Raw genomic sequence first — 20,612 nt, 5'->3', positions numbered from 1 at the left:
GGATGCACAGGGACGTCAATGCCGGACAGCAGGCGACTATTATGACCAAATACAGCCTGCGGGCGCGAATGATGATTTTAATTTTGGCCCCTACGTTGATGGTAGGTTTGCTGCTCAGCTCATTTTTTGTGGTGCATCGCTACAACGAGCTACAGCGACAGGTCATTGAGGCGGGTGCCAATATCATTGAACCGCTGGCAATCTCCACCGAATACAGCATGACGTGGCACAATCGTGACGCGCTACGTGAACTGGTTAGTTTACTGCATCGCCGCCATTCCGGGATCGTTCGTGCCATCTCCGTCTTTGACGACAATAATCAGCTCTACGTCACCTCCAACAACAATCAAAACCTCAGTCTGGAATCAAAACAGGCTATTCGCGCGCTTCCTGACGATGTTTCCATCGAAGGCAGCGGCAACCTGCTGATTTTACGTAAGCCGATAACGTCTGAGCGTTACGCCGTTGACGAGCTACCGGAACAGGATGCCAAACCCGCAGGCAATCCTCTGGGCTACGTGGCGATAGAACTGGATCTGCAATCCGTGCGCTTACAGCAATACCGGGAAGTCTTTATTGCCACCCTGATGCTGTTGTTCTGCCTGTGCATTGCCATGCTGTTTGCCTACCGTCTGATGCGGGATGTCACCGGCCCTATCCGTAATATGGTCAGTACCGTTGACCGCATTCGCCGTGGGCAGTTAGACAGTCGGGTGGAAGGTCATATGCTCGGCGAGTTGAGTATCCTGAAAAACGGGATCAACGCCATGGCAATGTCGCTCACTGCTTATCACGAAGAGATGCAGCACAATATTGACCAGGCCACCTGGGATCTGCGGGAAACGCTGGAGCAACTGGAGATTCAGAACGTCGAGCTGGATCTGGCCAAGAAGCGGGCGCAGGAAGCCGCCCGTATCAAATCCGAGTTTCTGGCAAATATGTCTCATGAGCTGCGTACGCCGCTCAATGGCGTGCTGGGCTTTACCCGACAGATGCTGAAAACGCCGCTGCGTACCACTCAACGCGACTACATGCTGACCATTGAGCGCTCGGCCAATAACCTGCTGTCGATCATTAATGACGTGCTTGATTTTTCCAAACTGGAAGCCGGCAAACTGATGCTGGAGTCCATCCCCTTTCCGTTGCGCGCCACCCTGGATGAAACCCTGGTTTTACTGGCTCCGTCGGCCCATGAAAAAGGGCTGGAGCTGACCGTGGTGTGCAATAACAGCGTGCCGGATAACGTTATCGGCGATGCGCTTCGTCTGCAGCAAATCCTGATCAACCTGATGGGAAATGCGATTAAATTTACCGAAAAAGGCACGATTAATTTACGCGTAGATCAACACACCATCACGGCGACCCATGTCGAGCTGGAGATTCAGGTTCGCGACACCGGCATTGGCATTTCCGAAAAGCAGCAGGCGCAGTTGTTTCAGGCATTTCGCCAGGCGGATGCCAGTATTTCTCGCCGCCACGGTGGATCGGGGCTGGGGCTGGTGATCACCCAAAAGCTGGTGCGGGAAATGAACGGGGAGATTACTTTCGTCAGCCGCCAGAATCACGGTTCTACCTTTTGGGTGCGCGTTAAGCTCGACCTCAACCCCAATGCACCGAGTATGCCGCGGGTACTGGATGCGCTGTCGAATACGCGCATGGCCTATGTTGAAGCCAACCCAGATGTTGCCAGCGCGGTGGTGGAAATTTTAGCTGCGACGCCGTTGCAGGTTGAGCACAGCTTAACGCTGGAAGGCCTGAGCCAGCCACGCTATCCCATTCTGTTGATGGCAATGCCGGTCAACGCCAGCCAACCGCAGGTGCTTGAGGACAGGCTGATCCATTCCCTGCTGGAAAGCGCGGATCTGGTCATTATGGCGCTGCCGAGTCCGATGATGTTACTGGCCGATGAGCTGAAAGTGCGCGGTATTGATGGCTGTATCACGAAACCCGTCTCGCAAACGCGCCTGCTGCCGATGCTGCTGGAGCTGCATGCGCGTCACAGCAATGAAATGTCCGCTTCGCCGCGCCTGCCGCTGACCGTGATGGCCGTGGACGACAATCCTGCTAACCTGAAGCTGATCGGGGCGCTGCTCGAAGAACAGGTGCAACACATCGTACTGTGTAATAACGCGGAGCAGGCTATTCGCGTCGCCCACCGGCAAGCGTTGGACGTCATTTTAATGGATATACAAATGCCGGATATCGATGGCATCCGCGCAAGTGAGATCATCCGCACGCTGCCAAACCATGCAGCCACGCCGATTGTTGCGGTTACCGCTCATGCTATTGATGGTGAACGCGAGCATCTGATCAGGGCAGGAATGAACGACTATCTTGCCAAGCCAATTGATGAAAACAAGCTCGCTCAGGTTCTGGCGCGTTATATGCCAAGCCCGACCACCACGGTGCCAGAGCTGCCCCAAATATTGCCAACGCTCGACTGGAAGCTGGCATTACGCCAGGCAGCAAATAAACCGGACCTGGCACGGGATTTACTACGAATGCTGCTGGAGTTCTTACCGGAAGTGCACGGTAAAATGGCGCAGGCCATGGCCGACAATGACGCGATCGCCTTACGCGAGATCATTCATAAACTTCACGGCAGCGCCAGTTACAGCGGCGTGCCACGGATGAAACAGCTGTGTCGTAAGCTTGAGAAAGAACTTCATCAGGCCAGTGATATCGAAGCGCTGGAGCCAGAACTCCTGGAGCTTCAGGATGAAATGGAGAACGTCGCCACGCAGGCACGGCGCATACTCTCCATGCCTTAATCAGTAAAGGGTGATGATACGACGGCCCTGTCACTGCTGCATGGCGGGGCCGTAAAAACGTTTAGTGAAAACCGGCGATTTTCATCGTAGCGGCCACATTTCGCGCAGTGAGCCGGACATTGTTTTCTGCCCCTTTCAGGGCCTCATCCAGCGAGCAAATACGGTAAAGCACGCTAAACACCGCATCTAAGCCATGCTGGTGTACCACACCAACATCGTCAGTCAGGCTGCCAGCAATCCCTATCACCGGAATATTAAAACGCTTGGCGACGTTGGCGACGCCAATGGGCACTTTGCCATTGATACTCTGGCTATCGATGCGTCCCTCGCCGGTGATGACCAGGTCGGCGTCTTTTACCTGTTCTTCCAGTCCCAGTGCTTCGGTAACAATCTCAATCCCGCGACGTAGCTCCGCCTGACAAAAAGCATGCAGTGCAGCGCCCATACCACCGGCTGCGCCGCCGCCACTGACCTGCAGCACATCAATGCCCAGATCACGCTGAATAATGGTGGCGTAGTGCGTCAGTGCCCGATCCAGTTGCTCAACCAACTCGGGCGTCGCGCCCTTCTGTGGACCAAAAATCGCTGAGGCACCATGAGCGCCCGTCAACGTATTGGTGACGTCACAGGCCACTTCAAAGCGGCAGTGACGGATACGGCTGTCCAGCCCGCTAACATCAATGCTTGCCAGTTCGGGCAAGGCACCGCCGCCCTGACCAATTTGCTTGTCCTGCTTATCCAGCAAGCGGGCGCCCAGTGCCTGCATCATGCCTGCACCGCCGTCATTGGTGGCACTGCCACCAATGCCAATAATGATATGTTTAACGCCTTTATCCAGCGCATTTTTAATCAGCTCTCCTGTACCAAACGAGGTGGTGATCAGGGGATCGCGCTGCGCTGCCGGTACCAGCTCCAGGCCACTGGCCGCCGCCATTTCGATGTAGGCGGTATCTTCATTACCCGATAAGCCATAAAACGCCTCAACGGGTTCACCCAGCGGACCGGTTACCGTTAACCTGACTCTTTTTCCCTGCGTCGCGGCCACCATCGCTTCAACCGTACCTTCGCCACCATCAGCGACCGGTATTTTCACATAATGGGCATCGGGGAAAACCTCACGGAATCCCGCTTCGATTGCCGATGCCACTTCCAGGGCAGAAAGACTTTCTTTATATGAATCCGGTGCGATTACGATTTTCATAGGCAATCCAGGCGGTATTAATTAACGATTAGAGAGTGAAAGTGGCCCGACGTCCGCAGAAGCCGGGCGAGTCATTAACGAGAGATTTCGACGTTGGCTAATTTTTCATAATAGCAGGCCAACGCGCTGTGGTCGGCAGTTCCCTGTCCGTCATTACGCAGCGCCTGCATCATCTCCATCACGGCCGCCGTCAGCGGAAGGTGCGCACCGATGCTGTGCGAGGTATCCAGCGCGTTAGCCAGGTCCTTGATATGTAAGTCAATGCGGAAGCCCGGCTTAAAGTTGCGGTCCATCACCATTGGCGCTTTGGCATCAAGAACGGTACTTCCCGCCAGGCCACCACGAATCGCCTGGTACACCAGTTCCGGACTCACGCCCGCTTTGGTCGCCAGGGACAGGGCTTCTGACATCGCAGCAATATTCAGCGCCACAATCACCTGGTTTGCCAGTTTAGTGACGTTGCCCGCCCCGATGTCACCGGTGTGAACCACCGATCCCGCCATGGCTTTCATGATGTCATAGCACTCGTCAAACACGGCCTTATCGCCGCCCACCATGACTGACAGCGTCCCTTCAATCGCTTTGGGCTCGCCGCCACTCACCGGCGCATCCAGCATTTTAATCTGTTTTGCCGCCAGCGCATCGTGGATTTCCCGGCTCGCCAGCGGCGCGATGGAGCTCATATCGATCACAATCAGGCCCGGTTTAGCGCCGTCGATGATGCCGTTTTCGCCCAGGCAGACTTCTTTCACCTGCGGTGAGTTGGGCACCATGGTAATGACCACGTCACACTGTTGGGCCAGTTCTTTGGCATTCGCCGCCGTTGTCGCGCCGAGCTTCACCAGTTCAGCTTCGTTTTCTGCATTGTGATCGCGCACCACCAGTGAATAACCAGCTTTTAACAGGTTTTTACTCATTGGTTTGCCCATGATGCCCAGGCCAATAAAGCCAATTTTCATTTTGTTTCTCCTGATGATTACTTTTTGAATTTGTCACACAACGCCTGAGTGGCACTGCGAAAAACACCGAGATCGCTGCCTACGGCAACGAAAGTGGCGCCCCATTCGAGATAGCGCCGGGCGTCCACCTCAACCGGTGCCAGAATACCGCTGGGCTTGTTAGCCGCTTTTGCCCGCTCAAAGATGTGTTTGATGACCTTCAATACCTCCGGGTGCGCGGGCTGCCCAAGGTAGCCAAGTGCGGCAGACAAATCGCCAGGGCCGACAAAAATGCCGTCCACCCCGTCAACGGCCGCGATAGCATCAATATTGTCCACGGCCTGCTGCGTTTCTATTTGTACTAACACAGCAATGTTGTCGTTAATGGTGCCGTTATAATCCGGCACCGTGCCGTACATGTTGCTGCGATGAGAAACCGACACGCCGCGAATCCCGGCAGGCGGATAGCGCGTTGAGGCCACCGCACGTCTGGCGTCTTCTTCGTTCTCTACAAAGGGGACGAGGATGTTGTTAAAACCAATGTCCAACAGGCGCTTAATAATCACCGGTTCGTTACAGGGTGGACGCACCACCGGCGCACTGGGGCTGCCCTTCAACGCCATGAGCTGAGGCACAAAGGTGGTGATATCGTTGGGTGCGTGTTCACCATCCAGTACTAACCAGTCAAATCCGGCCAGCCCCAACACTTCGGTCGAGAGAGGACTTGCCAGGGCACACCAACTGCCGATCAGGGTTTCACCAGCCAGCAGGCGGCGGCGAAATTCATTTGGCCAGGCTGTATTACTCATGATTTGGCTCCTGTGGAACGGGCTTCCTCAAGGAAGCCCAAAAAAGTTAACGCACCAGGCACGGGCGCTTGTTATCAAACGTCCACTGCGGGATCAGGAACTGCATCGCCTGCGCATCATCACGTGCGCCCAGACCATGCTTTTGATAGAGCGCATTGGCCTGCATGACCTGATCCATATCCAGTTCAATACCCAGCCCCGGTGCCTGCGGCACCGCGACCATGCCACCTTCAATCTGGAAAGGCGTTTTGGTCAGTCGTTGATTGCCTTCCTGCCAGATCCAGTGTGTATCAATGGCGGTGATCTTGCCCGGTGCGGCAGCGGCAACGTGGGTGAACATCGCCAGCGAAATGTCGAAATGGTTGTTGGAGTGCGAACCCCACGTCAGGCCAAACGCGTGGCACATTTGCGCCACGCGCACGGAACCCTGCATCGTCCAGAAGTGCGGGTCCGCCAGCGGAATATCGACCGACTGCAGAGATAAGGTGTGGCCCATTTGACGCCAGTCAGTGGCAATCATATTGGTGGCGGTAGGCAGGCCGGTTGCCCGTCGGAATTCAGCCATCACTTCGCGTCCGGAATAGCCCTGCTCTGCGCCACAGGGATCTTCTGCATAGGCAAGCACGCCTTTAAGCTGCTTGCCCAGCGTAATAGCTTCGTCCAGCGACCAGGCTCCGTTGGGATCAATAGTGACGCGCGCCTGCGGGAAGCGTTTCGCCAGCGCCGTAATCGCTTCTGCCTCGTCGCTGCCGCTCAGCACGCCACCTTTGAGCTTAAAGTCGTTAAAGCCGTATTTTTCATAGGCGGCTTCAGCCAGACGCACCACCGCATCGGGCGTGAGCGCTTCCTGATGGCGCAGGCGATACCAGTCGCAGGCGTCGTTGTCCTGGTTCTGATAGCCCAGTGAAGTCTTATTGCGATCGCCAACGTAAAACAGATAACCCAGCATCTCTACTTTGTCGCGCTGCTGCCCATCGCCCAACAGCGAGGCAACATTAACGCCCAGATGCTGCCCCAGCAGATCCAGCAGTGAGGCTTCGATCCCGGTAACCACATGAATCGTGGTGCGCAGATCAAAGGTCTGATTACCCCGACCGCCGGCATCGCGATCGGCAAAGGTGGTGCGAACCAGGCTCAGGATGTTTTTATATTCGCCAATCGTTTTCCCCACCACCAGCGCCGCGGCATCTTCCAACGTCTGACGGATTTTTTCGCCGCCGGGAATTTCACCTACGCCGGTATGGCCGGCGTTATCGTTAATGATGACGATATTTCGGGTGAAGAAAGGTGAATGTGCGCCGCTCAGGTTTAATAACATGCTGTCATAACCGGCGACGGGAATAACCTGCATGGCGGTAATTTTCGGTGTCGTATTCATCTGTTATCCCTTAAGCAGAGGCCCGGCCAAACGCCGGGCGTTTACGGTCAAATGTCCAGCCGGGTAACAAATACTGCATGGCCGTGGCGTCATTGCGCCCGCCCGCTGGCAGTGATTTGTAGCGTTCGTTTGCCAGGCGGAGTTGTTCCCAGTCCAGTTCGATACCCAGGCCTGGCGCATCTGGCACCGCAATTTTTCCCTGACGGATCTGCAGCGGATTTTTCGTCAGACGCTGATCGCCCTCCTGCCAGATCCAGTGGGTATCTATCGCGGTAGGTTTACCGGGCGCGGCGGCACCGACATGGGTGAACATCGCCAGGGAAATATCAAAGTGGTTATTTGAGTGGCAGCCCCAGGTTAAGCCCCATTCATCGCAAAGTTGCGCGACCCGCACGGCACCGCTTAACGTCCAGAAGTGCGGATCGGCCAGCGGGATATCAACGGCATTCAGCATCAGCGCATGGTTCATTTCACGCCAGTTGGTGGCGATCATGTTGGTGGCGACCGGTAAGCCTGTGGCACGACGAAACTCGGCCATCACCTCGCGTCCTGAATAACCCTGCTCAGCACCACAGGGATCTTCCGCGTAGGTCAGCACATCCTGCATGCCCTTGCACAGCCCGATCGCTTCGTCCAGCAGCCACGCGCCATTGGGATCGACAGTGATTCGCGCCTCGGGAAAGCGTTTTTTCAGCGCCTGGGCGGTCGCGATCTCCTGTTCGCCCGGCAGCACGCCGCCCTTGAGTTTGAAATCTTTGAAACCGTATTTATCCTGTGCCGCTTCCGCCAAACGGACAACGGCTTCGCTACTCAGGGCTTCCTGATGACGCAGGTGATACCAGTCATGCTGTGCCTTCTCGCCGGTCAGATAAGGCAAATCGGTTTTACGGCGGTCACCTAAGTAGAACAGGTAGCCCAAAACGGTCACCTCGTCGCGCTGCTGACCCGGACCGAGCAACTCAGCGACCGGAACCCCCAGACATTGTCCCAGCAAGTCTAGTAATGCAGCCTCCAGTGCCGCGACCGCGTTGACGCGCAGTTCAAACGTCCAGGCACCTTTGCCAAAGGTATCGAAATCGGCGGACTGGTTCCCCTGATGAACCTGCTGCACCAGCCGGTTCATGCGGGCGACCTGCTGACCGATCACCTGGGGTACGGCGTCCACCAGGGTTTGATAGATGGTTTCGCCGCCTGGCGCTTCACCCAGCCCGGTGTGTCCGGCACTGTCAGTCAGGATCACGATATTGCGCGTGAAGCAGGCATTATGGGCCCCACCAATATTCAGCAGCATACTGTCGTAGCCAGCCACAGGAACGACCTGCATATCGGTAATCACGGGCGTTGATTGCGTATTCATGCTGGCTCCTTAACGTGTTTTCAGTTCGATGCGCTTGATGTTATCCACCAGCACCAGATAACTAAGCACGGCAACGAACGCGTGAATGCCCACATAAACCAGCGCACCGTTATAAGAGCCGGTAGACGCAATGATGTAGCCGATCGCGATAGGCGTGACGATGCCGGAGACGTTGCCAAACATGTTGAACAGACCACCGCTCAGCCCGCTGATCTCTTTCGGCGCGGTGTCCGCCATCACGGCCCAACCCAGCGCACCGATGCCTTTACCAAAGAAGGCGGTCGCCATGAACAGAACCACAACCCAGTCCGTCTCAACATAATTACAGACCACCATGGAAGTAGAGAGCAGCATCCCAAGGACAATCGGCGTTTTACGGGCAATATTCAGAGAGCCGGTTTTGCGCATGAGCCAGTCGGATATCACCCCACCGAGCACACCACCGATAAAGCCGCAGAGCGCAGGAACCGAGGCGACAAACCCCGCCTTAAGGATCGACATGCCACGCGCCTGTACCAGATAGACCGGGAACCAGGTGATAAAGAAGTATGTCAGGGCGTTGATACAGTACTGACCGATATACACACCGATCATCATGCGCGATTGCAGCAGTTGCTTAACCTGGAACCACTTATCACTTAAGCTGACTTTTTGCTTCACGCTTTTCTGATCCATGTTGATCAGCGCGCCGCCCTGCTCCATGTATTCCAGTTCTGCTTTGTTCACGCCAGGATGATCGCAGGGATCGTGAATCACTTTGAGCCAGACGAGGCTCAAAATAATCCCCAATCCCCCCATAAACCAGAACACGTGCGCCCAGCCCACGGCAGAGGTCAGCCAGCCCATAATTGGCGCAAAAATCACCGTAGCGAAATATTGTGCAGAGTTGAAAATTGCTACTGCCGTCCCGCGTTCCTGAGCCGGGAACCAGGCTGCGACAATACGGCTGTTGCCTGGGAATGAAGGCGCTTCAGCCAGCCCCACCATAAAGCGCAGCATAAACAGCGCCATCACAATGGTGTAACCGCTGAACAAGTCCACAAAGCCTTGCAGCAGGGTAAATAACGACCAAAGGAAGATACTCCAGAAATAGACGCGCTTAGAACCAAAGCGGTCCAGCAGCCAGCCGCCAGGGATTTGTCCGATAACATACGCCCACGAAAAAGCAGAGAAGATAAAGCCCATTCCCACCGGGTCGAGGCCGATATCTTTTGCCATCGCCGAACCCGCAATAGACAACGTGGCGCGGTCGCCGTAATTGAATGAGGTCACAATAAACAGCATGACCACGATCCAGTAACGCGCGTTGGTGCGTTTTTGTACCGCCTCCGTTGTCTGGTGATAACTACTCATGATGCACTCCTGAAATATAGCGAAAGCCACATTCGCTCTGACTGCATACACATCGCGTTGGGTATCAGAGAGATGTAGGTTAAACACGGCGATTTTTTTAGTGGCAAACCGATAATGCGTCGTGACAAATAACCTGCCCGGGAAAACGGAAATCAGTATATGAAGCTGATTTGGTTGAGGCATTGGAATATCACCCTGGAATAAGGTGAGAAGGAGGAGGCTTTTTTGTGCCGTTGCATAAAACGCTGCGGAACGTTTCACGTATTTTGTAAAAAATCACAAAAAGCGCGCCCAAAGGCGTGGAGATAACTGGCTTTGTGAGAATCTTCACTTGATTTAGTAAAAAGACATTAAAACTGCGTCACCAGAACGCCGAATATAGGTCAATTGCACAATGTGCGGGCGGTATTGCCTCTTTATACTGACCCTGGCAGATACCGAACCTGTGACACCTGGCTTATCATAATGAATGCGCCGCGCAAACAAGGCGCTACCCACTGGAAGGTGAGCGATGACCCCAACATCAAAAGAACAACCGCTCTGCATTAAAGTTCATGAAAATGACAATGTTGCGATTGTGGTGAACAGCCTGGGCCTGGCCGCGGGCACCACGTTTAGTGATGGATTGACATTGATTGAGCATGTCCCCCAGGGACATAAGGTTGCGCTGCAGGCGATTCCTCAGGGCCAGGCCGTGCTGCGTTATGGTGAAGTGATTGGCCTTGCGATTCGTGATATTGCCCAAGGCAGCTGGATCGATGAATCACTCATTGCGCTTCCGGACGCGCCCGATTTGCAGAGTTTGCCCCTGGCGAATAATGTTCCGCCTGACCTGCCGCCGCTTGAAGGTTATACCTTTGAGGGTTATCGCAACGCCGACGGCAGCGTAGGCACACGTAACCTTTTAGGCATTACCACCAGTGTTCACTGCGTGGCGGGCGTGGTGGATTATGTGGTGCAAATGATAGAGCGTGATTTACTGCCCCGTTATCCCAACGTGGATGGTGTGGTTGCGCTGAATCATTTGTACGGCTGCGGTGTGGCGATCAACGCCCCTGCGGCGGTCATCCCTATCCGTTCCGTCCACAATCTGGCCCTCAACGCGAATTTCGGCGGCGAAATCATGGTGGTCAGCCTGGGTTGTGAAAAGTTACAACCTGAGCGCTTACTGGCCGGTACGCCCGACGTGCAGCCTATTTCGCTGGATGACGAAGATATTGTGCGTTTGCAGGATGAGAAACTGGTGGGCTTTGGCGCGATGGTGGATGAAATCCTTCAGGTGGCAGAGCGCCATTTGCAGCGGCTGAATCAGCGCCAGCGTGAAACCTGTCCGTCCTCTGAATTAGTCGTGGGGATGCAGTGCGGCGGCAGTGATGCCTTTTCCGGCGTAACGGCGAACCCCGCAGTGGGGTTTGCGTCCGACCTGCTGGTACGCAGTGGCGCGACCGTGATGTTCTCTGAGGTTACTGAGGTGCGCGACGCGATTCACTTACTGACACCGCGTGTGATCAATCAGGAAGTGGGGCAGCGGCTGATTGAAGAGATGGCCTGGTATGACAGCTATCTTGATCAAGGCAAAACCGATCGCAGCGCCAACCCCTCTCCCGGTAACAAGAAAGGCGGGCTGGCAAACGTGGTGGAAAAAGCCCTTGGCTCCATTGCCAAATCAGGTCGCAGTCCGATTGTGGAAGTGCTGTCCCCGGGGCAACGCCCTACGCGGCGTGGACTGATTTTTGCCGCCACGCCCGCCAGCGATTTTGTGTGTGGAACCCAGCAACTGGCCTCCGGCATCACCCTGCAGGTTTTTACCACCGGCAGGGGAACGCCTTATGGTCTGGCTGCAATTCCGGTGATTAAAATGGCGACCCGCAATGCGCTGGCGGAGCGCTGGCATGACCTGATGGATATTAACGCCGGCACCATTGCCACAGGTGAAGAAACCATCGAGCAGGTTGGCTGGCGGTTATTCGAATTGATTCTGGACATTGCCAGCGGCAGAAAACAGACCTGGTCAGATCGCTGGGGGATTCGTAATCAGCTGGCCGTCTTTAATCCCGCGCCGATAACCTGAGCAAGATGCCGTTATGACTGCGCTAACGGGAAGGCCCGCACGGCCTGATCCCGTTAGTCAGAATGGGCTGCCGCCCGTTTAGCGTGGGACGGCAGCGAAACAGCAAGGCTGACATGCGCTTATCAGAGCTGTTTGCCCCATTGCTCAACCCATGGAGTGGTAACGGATTCAGGTTCCGGATCTTCAGTGGCATCCACCAACAACACCTCCCCTACCCGTTTGGCTTGATGCTCCTGCAACAGGGCGTCAAAACGTTTGCCCGCGCCACAGAAGTTTTCGTAGCTGCTGTCGCCTAGTGCAATGACGCCATAGCGCAGTGTCGGCTGGTGGCCCAGTTTGTCCTGCACGTCGTGGAACAGGCCAGAAATCGTATCCGGAAAATCGCCCTGACCCGTGGTTGACGTAATCACTAAGGCGACATCCTCTGCATAGCCTTGCCAGTCGGCTAACCCAGGATCTTCAAAAATCTTCACGTCATGGCCTTGCTGCTGCAAAACCGGTTCTGCTTCTTCTGCCACCAGTAATGCATTGCCATATACGGTGCCTACAAAAATACCAATTTTCGCCATTTCTCTTCCCCTTTATTCCGTCACGCTATCCTGACCTGAGCCAGCCATAAACTCAACCCGTGGCACATCAGGTAAACAGGCCTGCCAGCCAAACTGATCCAGAACGCCTTGCCAGACAGCATCCAGCCCGGCGCGAATCACCAGGGGTGCTTTAGTCACAGGATGGCTGAGCGCCAGGCTGCTGGCATGTAGCATTAAGCGATTAGCGCCAAAATGCTCAGCTGCGCCGCGGTTCTGACGCAAATCACCATGGGCTGAATCACCGATGATGGGATGGCGCAAATGGGACATGTGCCGACGCAACTGATGCTTACGGCCGGTTTTCGGTTTGAGCTCAATCAGGCTGTAACGTGCGGTGGGATAACGACTGACCGCAACCGGCATCTCGACCTTTGCCAGCGCATGATAATCGGTCACAGCAGGCTGTGGCATGCGCGCATCAGTGACAAATTTGTCGGCGATTTTGTCCAGTTCTTCGACCAACGGATAATCCAGCCGATCGCTGCCTTCAAGCCAGCCACGTACCACAGCGTGATAGGTTTTCTCCATGTGGTGATGCTCAAACTGCTGTGACAGCAGGCGGCCCACTTCACTGGAAAGGCCCATTAACAGCACGCCCGACGTGGGGCGATCGAGCCGGTGCGCCGTAAAAACATGCTGGCCTATCTGGTCGCGCACCGTCTGCATCACAAACTGGGTTTCGTGGCGATCGAGCCAACTGCGGTGCACCAGCCAGCCGGCAGGTTTATTCACCGCCACCAGCCACTCATCCTGATAAATGATCTCTAACATCCGGCAGACTCATCCTCCAGAAGGGCATCCAACTGCTGTAACGTGAGGAGCAGCAGCGAACGACCGGGCTGCTCAGGCGTTAAGGCGACCTCAAAATAGGGCGCGACCGCGAAGTTCTTTGGCAAAGGTTGCCGGGCATCAATGATGGCCCGAACGCGCGGAATCAGTACCCACTGTAACCATTCCAGCGGTTGAAGCGTGTCGAGGAAAAAAGGTTGCTCGCTGGTGAACGCCTGAGCGTCTGGTGCAGCGGTCTGCCAGAGATTGTGCTCGTGCATTATCGCTTCGACCTGCTCAAGCCGTTGAATAATTAAGTGTTCCAGCGTCATGCATCACCTCTGACTGGAGAAAAATGGGTGGCAAGCATAACCCGCAGGCACAAAAAAAGGGAGCACTGTCATTAAACAGTGCTCCCGGTTCGTTTGCAGCTTTCCGGCTACGTTAGTGCTCCCTGCTCATCCGTGACAACTTTTCCCGTGCGAACTCCATCCGCGTATCATCCTGATCAATCCTTAGCCTCCTGGCCCGCCGCCTCTTCTGAGGGGCTCTCATTCTCCATCCTGGAGGTGTCCGTTAACTCCGTCCTGAGTGTCCTGCTTCATCCTGAAGCCTTCCTTGTGACGTAAACTCCGTTACGTTCCGGCCTCCTGGCTACCGTCATCCTGACGGCTCCTGTTGTCCAGGACATCCTGTCCGCGAGTGATATTCTCGTCAGAAACTACTCAAGGCACAAGGTGTTAAAATGATTTATAACCTTACCTTATAGAAGCAGCCCATCAGCGCAGCTAATAAGTTAATGATTTACAATATTTTTACATCTTTTCGGAATAAAGGACGCGTGAATTATAGAGCGATCTCTCACAGAGTTTGTAAGAGATCTCTCACACGGCTGCTAGCAGATATCTGTAACTAGTCACTAAGCGGTTGTAAATTATTGAGAAAAGAGGGGATATCGGACGCCAGCGTGACGCGCTTTTTCTGCCCGGGTGTTTCCAGAATGACATTCCCGCTGATGTTACACAGCGAGATAATGTTCTCTTCAGAATCCGTGGTCGCGATAAACAGGGTCGGGGCCTGTTTCAGACGCCGCTGCATCACTAAATGACCGATCAGGTTTTCCTGCAGTCGAACAAAGTCCTCTTCGCTCCAGACCTGCAGTAACGTCAGCCTGTTTTGTTCATAGCTGGCGCGCATGTCTCCGGCGAACTGGCTGGTATAAAATGCGGTGATTTGCGGATCGAGCTGGATCTCCACCGCTCGCTCAACGGCATCCAGCGATGGCGGCAGGCTAAAGGGCTGGGGCTGCCAGAGGGCACGCTCTCCACGGTTCTCCAGCAGGCAGGGTGAAGGTACGCCATACAGATCACTGCTGGCCGGCACATGGCCGTAATCCTGCTGCCAGTGCTGGCAATATCGGGTGGTGAAATCGATTAAGGCGTCAGCCGTTTGCTGCATCATTCAAATTCTCACTTCTGATAGGTTACACTTACTCACTTTGATGACCTCAGTGGTAACCGTTATGTCTTCTTATCAGCCGGACCCGGCGCTTAGCAATCTGACGCTGGGCAAGCCTACAGCTTATCACGATCGCTACGACAACAGCTTATTACAGGCGGTGCCTCGCAGCATGAACCGCGAGCCGCTCGGCCTCTATCCTGATAACCTGCCCTTTACAGGTGCTGATATCTGGACGTTGTATGAACTTTCGTGGCTCAACAGTAAAGGTGTTCCGCAGGTTGCGGTGGGCGAAGTGGTGCTTGACGCCCGGAGTCACAATCTTATCGAGTCCAAGAGTTTCAAGCTCTATCTTAACAGCTTTAACCAAACCCGCTTTGCCGACTGGGGCGAGGTACGCCAAACGCTGGAGCAGGATCTGCGTGCCTGCGCGGAAGGTGATGTACGTGTTGCGCTGTTTCGGTTAAATGAAATTGAGGGCCAGCCTGTCGGGCACTTTGCGGGCGACTGCATTGATGAGCAGGATATCGAGATTGAAGATTATGGCTTCAATGCCGATTATCTGGTTGATGCTGCTGGTCAGGAGCGGGTGGACGAAACGCTGGTCAGCCATCTGCTTAAGTCTAACTGCCTGATCACCAACCAGCCTGACTGGGGCTCGGTGATGATTCGCTATAAGGGCCCACGGCTCAATCGCGAAGCGCTGCTGCGCTACATCATTTCATTTCGTCAGCATAATGAGTTTCATGAACAGTGCGTTGAGCGTATCTTCAATGACCTGATGCGTTTTTGTCAGCCGGAACAGCTTACCGTTTACGCACGCTATACGCGCCGTGGCGGACTGGATATCAATCCCTGGCGCAGTAACGTGGCCTTTACGCCCGGTCATTCTCGTCTGGTACGTCAATAGTTTGCGAGATATTTCTCAGGAAGTCAGTCAACTATCCGGTTCCACTTGAGCAAGCCCTGCCCACAAGGCTACTCTGGGCAAGGCGGTAAACAGTGGATTGCCGACCAGGGATTTTCGTCACTGCATTTGCAGTGTCAGCCATCACCCTCGCGGGTGCAAAGGAGTTCATTTGATTACACATGTCAGCCCTCTTGGCTCTATGGATCTGCTCTCCCAGTTGGAAGTAGATATGCTGAAGCGCACAGCCAGCAGCGATTTGTATCAACTCTTCCGTAACTGCTCGCTCGCCGTGCTCAACTCCGGCAGTCAGACTGACAGTAGCCATGAACTGCTGTCGCGTTTTGAGAACTTCGATATCAACGTGCTGCGCCGCGAGCGCGGTATCAAGCTGGAACTGATCAATCCGCCTGAAGAGGCCTTTGTAGACGGCCATATTATTCGTTCACTGCAGGCCAACCTGTTTGCCGTGCTGCGCGATATCCTGTTTGTTAACGGCCAGTTAGCCAGCTCTGGACGCTTACCCTGCGCAGAAGACAACGATTCGGTCATGATTACCAACACCGTGTTTTCCATTCTGCGTAATGCCCGGGCATTACACGTGGGCGAATATCCCAATACCGTTGTCTGCTGGGGCGGCCACTCGATTAACGCGGTAGAATACCAGTACTGTCGCAACGTGGGCACGCAGTTGGGCCTGCGCGAACTGAATATCTGTACCGGCTGTGGTCCGGGCGTGATGGAAGCCCCAATGAAAGGCGCAGCGGTAGGTCATGCTCAGCAGCGCTATCGCGACAGTCGCTTTATTGGTTTGACCGAGCCGTCGATTATCGCGGCTGAACCGCCTAATCCGCTGGTGAACGAACTGATCATCATGCCGGATATCGAAAAGCGTCTGGAAGCGTTCGTGCGTATTGCACATGGCATCATCATCTTCCCTGGCGGCGTGGGGACGGCAGAAGAATTCCTTTATCTGCTGGGCATTCTGATGAATCCGCAGAACGAACATCAGGTTCTGCCGCTCATCCTGACCGGGCCAAAAGAGAGCGCGGACTATTTCCGTGTGCTGGATGACTTTATTGTCAGTACGCTTGGGGAGCAGGCACGTAAGCATTATCAGATCATTATCGATGATGCCGCCGAGGTCGCCCGCCTGATGAGAAAAGCCATGCCGCAGGTGAAAGAGCATCGCCGCGAAACGGGTGATGCCTACAGCTTTAACTGGTCAATTCGCATTGCTCAGGATTTGCAGGTGCCCTTTATGCCGACCCATGAAAATATGGCTAACCTCAATCTCTATACCAATCAGCCGCCGGAAAAACTGGCTGCCGACCTGCGCCGGGCGTTCTCCGGTATCGTTGCGGGTAACGTGAAAGAGATGGGCATCCGCGAAATCCGCGAAAAAGGCCCTTATAAACTGCACGGTGATGCCGACATCATGCACCGCATGGATGAACTGCTACAGGGCTTTGTGGCACAGCAGCGTATGAAACTGCCCGGCACTGCCTATATCCCGTGCTACGAAATCATTAAGTAAACCAGGAGGCAGCCTGCGGGCTGCCCTTACCTTATGTCACATCACTTACTTATTGTTGATGCACTCAATTTAATTCGTCGCCTGCATGCCGTGCAGGGCACGCCCTGTGTGGAGGGCTGCGTTGCGGCGTTGCGCCAGCTTCTGGGACACACGCGCCCCTCGCATGTTGTGGCAGTGTTCGACGGCGAGGCCCGTCATCAGGGATGGCGGCATCAGTTGTTACCCGACTACAAAAGTGGCCGACCGCCGATGCCGGAAGATTTACAGGCTGAAATGCCAGCCCTGCAGGAGGCTTTTCGGGCGGTGGGCGTCAGTTGCTGGATTGCCGAACAGGATGAAGCCGACGATCTGGCCGCCACGCTGGCGGTAAAAATGGCGCATGCTGGCCATCAGGCCACCATTGTTTCTACCGATAAGGGCTACTGCCAGCTTCTCGCTCCGGCGATTCGCATCCGCGATTATTTTCAGAAGCGCTGGCTGGATTTGCCGTTTATTGAAACCGAGTTCGGCGTTGCACCGTCCGTTCTGCCCGACTATTGGGGATTATGCGGCATCAGCAGCAGTAAAATCCCAGGCATCGCGGGCATCGGCCCTAAAAGCGCCCGGGAGCTACTGCTACAGTTTGGTTCACTGGAAGCTCTGTATCAGCAGTTGGATCAGGTTCCGACAAAATGGCGTAATAAGCTGCAATCAGGCCAGGAGATGGCGCTTATCAGCCGCGATGTTGCCCGGCTGAAGCAGGATTTAGTGCTGGAAGGGAATCTGAATTTACTGCGTTACCATGGCGATTAACATCACCAGGCCGGGCGCAAGGGCACCCGGCGGTGGTGATTAGCGCTCGTCGCGACGGCCACCCATGGCAGCCCAGATACGACGGATGTGCACCGTCACTTCTTCACGATCGTGGTAGAGCTGGCGCGCGCGAATCTGCGCATTGATCCCATTTTCAGTGAGGCGCTCCTCGATCATGGCCAGATTCTGCGTCACTTCTTCATAACGCTTCTTCATAGGCAATTTCAGGTTAAAAATGGCTTCCCGGCACCAGCCATTCACCACCCAGTCCGCCATCAGATTCGCCACGCGTGCAGGTTTTTCCACCATGTCGCACACCAGCCAGCTGATGTTGGTGCGGGGCGGACGGAAGCGGAAACCGTCTTCACGTTCATGGAACACCTGTCCGGTATCCATCAGGCTCGGTGCCATAGGACCGTTGTCCACCGCATAGACCATCATGCTGCGCTGAACCAGTTGATACGTCCAGCCGCCAGGACAAGCGCCCAAATCGACAGCATACATCCCGCTGCCTAAACGTTCATCCCACTCATCGGCTGGCACAAAAACGTGAAAGGCTTCTTCCAGCTTAAGCGTTGAGCGGCTTGGCGCGTCAGACGGAAACTTAAGACGCGGAATGCCCATATAAAATGGCGAATTGTTTTCTGGCAGCGAATAGCCCACGTAACAGGTGCCGGGGGCGATAAAGAACACATGCACCACCGGGCGTTTTGGGCTTTCGTAGTTGAGCAGAATGTTGCTCTCACGCAGGCTGGCACGTAACGGCACGGTAAATTTACGGCAGAATTTGGTCAGCTCTTTTGCCTGGTTGGTGTCAGGAACTTCAACACGCAGCTCTCCACCTTTCTCCACCACGCCGCTTAACATGCCAACGATCGGCGAAATGCGATCCTCCTGAGGCAGATCGCGCAGCAGTTCACCGACGACCAGCATCTGGCGGGCGAAAATCAACGTGTCGAACGGCAGTTCACGGATCAGCCTTTCCGCATCAGGCTGCTGATAACATTCAAACAGAACATAACCGGCGTCCTCTTTTACCCGAGGAAAGCCGTAAACGTTATGCTCTGCAGCTTTAGCACTAATTTCTGCTGCACACTCTTTTTCAAAGCCGGAGCGGCAATACAGTAAAACTTTATTCATGGCGTTCTGCCTTGGTTTTAAGACGCAGCGCGCCAATCAACATCAATAGCCAGCCAATCAGGAAGAACAATCCCCCGACGGGCGTGATAAAGACAAAAAACGTTAAATGCGACAGCGCCAGCGAATAGAGGCTGCCGCTGAACAATACGGTTCCCAGCGCCATAGACGCACTGCTCCAGTAAAACCAGATGTTACAGCGATACAGCATCGCCGCACCCAGCCCCAGTACAGCCAGCGTATGGTAAGCCTGGTATTCCAGCCCGGTATGAATCCAGGCCATTTCAGTGGCGCCCAGCGTTTTATTCAACACGTGAGCACCAAAAGCACCAAATGCCACCAGGAAAAAACCGCTGATGGCCGCAAAAATAAACATGGCACGTCTGGACATCAACCTATCCTCAAGGTGCGTTTGCAGGTCCCTGCAAAAAAATCAAAAACATTACTGATCATAACGAAAGCGGAATTTTTCTTGTTCGGTTGCCGCTTTGGCGAGAATCCACTGTCGAAAGGCGGCTATTTTACCCAGTTCTGCCTGACTGTCATGACAAACCAGATAAAAAGCATTTTTGCTCACCAAAACGTCATTAAACGGACAAATCAACCGTCCCGCTTCAATTTCGCTTTGCGCCATGACGTTATTGGCTAATGCCACGCCCTGTCCATGAATAGCCGCCTGCAGCACCATGGCACTGTGACTGAAAATGGGGCCCTGTTGCACGTTGATGTGCTGAACGCCCAACTGGCGAATATAGGACTGCCAGTCGCGGCGCGAGGCATCATGTAGCAGAGTAAAGCGGGCAAGATCCATGGGGGTTTTAAGCGGATTCTCCCCAGTCATCAGCGACGGAGAACACACCGGCAGCAGGTATTCTGCATAGAGTTTTTCTACCCGCAGTCCGGGCCAGTTGCCCCGGCCATAGAAAATCGCCACATCCACATCATCAGCCAGTTTCTCTTCATCCCGGTCCACCGCCTGGATACGGACATCAATGCCCGGATAAGCCATATTAAAGCTGGAAAGGCGCGGCACCAGCCATTGAATAGCAAAACTCGGCAGCAAACTGACCGTGAGCGCGCCTTTAGCACTGCGTGCCTGCAGTTTGCGCGTGGCCTCATTGAGGGCAGTGAAAATTTCTTTGATGTCCAGGTAGTAGCTTTGCCCTTCTTCCGTGAGCAAAAGCGAACGATTCCTCCGCCTGAACAGCTTTAATCCCAGAAAATCTTCCAGCGATTTAATCTGATGGCTGACGGCAGCCTGGGTGACAAACAGCTCTTCAGCGGCTTTTGTAAAGCTTAAATGGCGTGCTGCGGCATCGAATACCCGCAGTGCATTAAGGGGAGGAAGACGTTTTGACATGGTTTTCCGTAGCCAGCCTGGCAAAAAATACGCGAACTAATACAAAGGCATTACGTATTAGAATTTATAATCCGAGACATTATAAATTGTCCGTTGAGGAAGCTCCAGCAAATACCTATAGTTGCGCTACTTCCAGAGCCGGAACGAAAAGTTTTTAGATTTGTGAGTGAGTTCGCAGATTTTCT

General features: G+C 54.5%; 18 protein-coding genes. 5 read left to right on the top strand and 13 right to left on the bottom strand.

The window, feature by feature from the left end:
- Window positions 1-41 precede the first annotated feature (41 nt).
- The gene (barA, locus tag QNH99_RS05055) at window positions 42-2,771 is read left to right on the top strand and encodes a two-component sensor histidine kinase BarA (RefSeq protein WP_283356280.1); all 2,730 of its coding nucleotides are present in this window, start codon (window positions 42-44) and stop codon (window positions 2,769-2,771) included.
- Window positions 2,772-2,832: 61 nt separating this feature from the next.
- On the opposite strand, the gene QNH99_RS05050 is transcribed toward barA, so the two are convergent.
- From QNH99_RS05050 to QNH99_RS05025, 6 genes are all read right to left on the bottom strand, one after another.
- A complete protein-coding gene (locus QNH99_RS05050) occupies window positions 2,833-3,972 on the bottom strand; it encodes a glycerate kinase (RefSeq protein ID WP_283355069.1) in 1,140 nt (379 codons plus the stop codon).
- 74 nt (window positions 3,973-4,046) lie between these two features.
- Window positions 4,047-4,931 carry a 2-hydroxy-3-oxopropionate reductase gene (gene garR / locus QNH99_RS05045; RefSeq protein ID WP_063880759.1) on the bottom strand — a complete coding sequence of 295 codons (885 nt, stop codon included), beginning with the start codon at window positions 4,929-4,931 and terminating at the stop codon, window positions 4,047-4,049.
- Between the two features lie 17 nt (window positions 4,932-4,948).
- Window positions 4,949-5,719 (bottom strand): 2-dehydro-3-deoxyglucarate aldolase, encoded by a 771-nt coding sequence (gene garL, locus QNH99_RS05040; protein ID WP_063880760.1) that lies wholly within the window; start codon window positions 5,717-5,719, stop codon window positions 4,949-4,951.
- Window positions 5,720-5,765: 46 nt separating this feature from the next.
- Complete coding sequence (gudD, locus tag QNH99_RS05035) at window positions 5,766-7,097, bottom strand: glucarate dehydratase (protein ID WP_063880761.1); 1,332 nt, start codon at window positions 7,095-7,097, stop codon at window positions 5,766-5,768.
- A 10-nt stretch (window positions 7,098-7,107) separates the two neighbouring features.
- Window positions 7,108-8,454, bottom strand: coding sequence for an enolase C-terminal domain-like protein (locus QNH99_RS05030; protein ID WP_283355070.1), 1,347 nt, complete (start codon window positions 8,452-8,454; stop codon window positions 7,108-7,110).
- Between the two features lie 9 nt (window positions 8,455-8,463).
- The gene (locus QNH99_RS05025) at window positions 8,464-9,807 is read right to left on the bottom strand and encodes an MFS transporter (RefSeq protein ID WP_109717025.1); all 1,344 of its coding nucleotides are present in this window, start codon (window positions 9,805-9,807) and stop codon (window positions 8,464-8,466) included.
- A gap of 511 nt (window positions 9,808-10,318) precedes the next feature.
- Between QNH99_RS05025 and garD the strand changes: the two genes are divergently transcribed.
- Window positions 10,319-11,878 carry a galactarate dehydratase gene (gene garD / locus QNH99_RS05020; protein WP_283355071.1) on the top strand — a complete coding sequence of 520 codons (1,560 nt, stop codon included), beginning with the start codon at window positions 10,319-10,321 and terminating at the stop codon, window positions 11,876-11,878.
- Between the two features lie 122 nt (window positions 11,879-12,000).
- Here garD and QNH99_RS05015 read toward each other — a convergent pair whose 3' ends face one another.
- The 4 genes from QNH99_RS05015 to syd form a co-directional block, all read right to left on the bottom strand.
- On the bottom strand, window positions 12,001-12,447 hold the full coding sequence (locus tag QNH99_RS05015) for a flavodoxin (protein ID WP_063880765.1): 447 nt from the start codon (window positions 12,445-12,447) through the stop codon (window positions 12,001-12,003).
- 12 nt (window positions 12,448-12,459) lie between these two features.
- Window positions 12,460-13,239: a tRNA pseudouridine(65) synthase TruC gene (truC, locus tag QNH99_RS05010; protein ID WP_096011751.1), complete on the bottom strand. Its 780-nt coding sequence runs from the start codon at window positions 13,237-13,239 to the stop codon at window positions 12,460-12,462.
- Window positions 13,233-13,568: a YqcC family protein gene (locus QNH99_RS05005; RefSeq protein WP_063880767.1), complete on the bottom strand. Its 336-nt coding sequence runs from the start codon at window positions 13,566-13,568 to the stop codon at window positions 13,233-13,235. Before QNH99_RS05005 ends, truC begins: the two co-directional genes overlap by 7 nt.
- A 580-nt stretch (window positions 13,569-14,148) precedes the next feature.
- A complete protein-coding gene (gene syd / locus QNH99_RS05000; RefSeq protein ID WP_283355072.1) occupies window positions 14,149-14,697 on the bottom strand; it encodes a SecY-interacting protein in 549 nt (182 codons plus the stop codon).
- Between the two features lie 61 nt (window positions 14,698-14,758).
- On the opposite strand from syd, the gene queF reads away from it, so the two are divergent.
- The 3 genes from queF to xni all read left to right on the top strand — a co-directional run bounded on the left by queF (window position 14,759) and on the right by xni (window position 17,930).
- The gene (gene queF, locus QNH99_RS04995; protein ID WP_063880769.1) at window positions 14,759-15,604 is read left to right on the top strand and encodes an NADPH-dependent 7-cyano-7-deazaguanine reductase QueF; all 846 of its coding nucleotides are present in this window, start codon (window positions 14,759-14,761) and stop codon (window positions 15,602-15,604) included.
- A gap of 169 nt (window positions 15,605-15,773) precedes the next feature.
- Window positions 15,774-17,138: a nucleotide 5'-monophosphate nucleosidase PpnN gene (gene ppnN, locus QNH99_RS04990; protein ID WP_014605152.1), complete on the top strand. Its 1,365-nt coding sequence runs from the start codon at window positions 15,774-15,776 to the stop codon at window positions 17,136-17,138.
- A gap of 33 nt (window positions 17,139-17,171) precedes the next feature.
- Entirely contained in the window at window positions 17,172-17,930 is a 759-nt protein-coding gene (gene xni / locus QNH99_RS04985; RefSeq protein WP_283355073.1) for a flap endonuclease Xni, read from the top strand.
- A 39-nt stretch (window positions 17,931-17,969) separates the two neighbouring features.
- Here xni and rlmM read toward each other — a convergent pair whose 3' ends face one another.
- Genes rlmM through QNH99_RS04970 form a run of 3 tightly spaced genes read right to left on the bottom strand, consistent with a single transcriptional unit; the run spans window position 17,970 to window position 20,427 of the window.
- Entirely contained in the window at window positions 17,970-19,070 is a 1,101-nt protein-coding gene (rlmM, locus tag QNH99_RS04980) for a 23S rRNA (cytidine(2498)-2'-O)-methyltransferase RlmM (RefSeq protein WP_063880771.1), read from the bottom strand.
- A complete protein-coding gene (locus tag QNH99_RS04975; RefSeq protein ID WP_096011753.1) occupies window positions 19,063-19,458 on the bottom strand; it encodes a DUF423 domain-containing protein in 396 nt (131 codons plus the stop codon). The genes rlmM and QNH99_RS04975 overlap by 8 nt, the downstream gene beginning before the upstream one ends.
- A 51-nt stretch (window positions 19,459-19,509) precedes the next feature.
- Window positions 19,510-20,427, bottom strand: a complete 918-nt coding sequence (locus tag QNH99_RS04970; protein ID WP_063880773.1) for a transcriptional regulator GcvA — start codon at window positions 20,425-20,427, stop codon at window positions 19,510-19,512.
- Window positions 20,428-20,612 lie beyond the last annotated feature (185 nt).

The sequence above is a fragment of the Pantoea allii genome, assembly GCF_046529425.1.
Taxonomy (GTDB): Bacteria; Pseudomonadota; Gammaproteobacteria; order Enterobacterales; family Enterobacteriaceae; genus Pantoea; species Pantoea allii.
Note: the sequence above shows the minus strand (reverse complement) of the source record. Positions and strands in the feature narration are given on the sequence as shown.